This window comes from Mesorhizobium sp. M7A.F.Ca.AU.002.02.1.1 (assembly GCF_003998535.1).
Classification (GTDB): domain Bacteria; phylum Pseudomonadota; class Alphaproteobacteria; order Rhizobiales; family Rhizobiaceae; genus Mesorhizobium; species Mesorhizobium ciceri.
Window position 1 is genome coordinate 1 of sequence record NZ_RZPB01001144.1, and the last position, 1,384, is coordinate 1,384.

3 protein-coding genes are annotated in these 1,384 nt (G+C 64.2%); 2 read left to right on the plus strand and 1 reads right to left on the minus strand.

The features are described 5' to 3' along the window. Positions 1-268 (plus strand): ChbG/HpnK family deacetylase (locus EN879_RS35900; protein WP_245493933.1); only part of this gene is annotated, 268 nt, incomplete at its 5' end. Beyond that, entirely contained in the window at positions 265-675 is a 411-nt protein-coding gene (locus EN879_RS35905) for a GtrA family protein (RefSeq protein ID WP_013529676.1), read from the plus strand. The genes EN879_RS35900 and EN879_RS35905, both read left to right, overlap by 4 nt. A gap of 64 nt (positions 676-739) precedes the next feature. On the opposite strand, the gene EN879_RS35910 is transcribed toward EN879_RS35905, so the two are convergent. After that, positions 740-1,384 (minus strand): efflux RND transporter permease subunit (locus tag EN879_RS35910; RefSeq protein WP_164774832.1); only part of this gene is annotated, 645 nt, incomplete at its 5' end.

The window sequence follows — 1,384 nt, forward strand, 5'->3', positions numbered from 1 at the left end:
GCGCGCCGGCTTCATCGTTTTCCAGCCGCTCGCCGGCATCTATGACTGGCGGCAGCCCGAAAAGTTCACTGCGGTTCTGCAGGCCGCCGTCGAAGGGTTGCCGGAACAAGGGCTGTTCATGTGCCATCCCGGCCATGTCGACGAGACGCTGCGCGCGCGCGACACGATGCAAGGTGTGCGCGAGGTCGAATTCGCGGCCCTGGCATCGGACGCGTTCGGAGCCAGCCTGGCCCGCGCCAATGTCGCAATCATGGATGGCAGGGGATGAACGACGCCGAGCGGCCCCCGCGTTCGACCGGCAACAAGATCGTCCGCTTTGCCATTGTCGGACTGGCGAACACGGCCATCGACCTTGCCAGCTTCTTCCTGCTGCTCAAGCTCGGTGCTTCGCCGCTGCCGGCCAACGTTGCTGCCTGGTTCATCGCCGTCACCTTTTCCTTCGCGGCGAACGGCTTCTGGTCGTTCGAGCGCAATCGAGCCATCCGGCTGCGTGACGCATTCCTTCGCTTCGCCTCGCTTGGAGGGCTGATTTCGCTCGGCGTCTCCAGCCTCTCCATCGCGCTGTTTGCCGGCATCGCCGGAGTGTGGCCGGCAAAGATCGCCGGTGTCGTGGTGGCGGCGGTGCTGAATTTCCTCGCCGCGCGCTGGTCGATCGAAGGCCGGTTCTTGAGATAGGCGGAACTATTTTTCTTACGAAATTCCGGACGGAAAACCGCTACACACTTTTCCCTGGATTTCTTTACTCCGCCGGTTCCACATTGGTGTAGGCGGCTTCCTCCAACTCGCGCTTCAGTCGCGCTTCCTCATGGGTCTTCGGCGTCACGAAGCGGCCAAGCAGGAGATAGGCGACCGGCGTCAGGAACAGCGTCGAGACGGTGGCCAACCCCAGGCCGCCGACGATAACCCAGCCGAGCGCGACGCGCGCCTCGGCACCGGCGCCGCTCGCCAGCACCAGCGGCAAGCCGCCGAGCACGGTGCAGATCATCGTCATCATCACCGGCCGCACGCGGATGATCGAGGCCTGCTCGATCGCTTCGCGCACGCCAAGCCCGCGATCGCGCAGCTGGTTGGCGAATTCGACGATCAGGATGCCGTTCTTGGCCATGACGCCAACCAAAAGCACCAGGCCGATCTGGCTGTAGGCGTTGAGACTGGTGCCCGAGAGCAGAAGCGCGAAAATCGCGCAGGCCAGTCCGAGCGGCACCGTCGCCATGATGATGACGGCACTGACGAAACTTTCGAACTGGGCGGCCAGCACCAAAAGGATGATGACCAGCGCGAAGCCGAAAATGGTGATCACGGCGCTGTTGGTTTCGCCCAGCGTCGCCGCCTCGGCCAGAGGCAGGATGCGGCTGCCCGCAGGCAGCAGCGGCGTGGCGATCTC

Coding starts and splice junctions, on each gene's coding strand:
- EN879_RS35905 (WP_013529676.1), top strand. CDS start 265: ATGAACGACGCCGAGCGGCCCCCGCGTTCGACCGGCAACAAGATCGTC.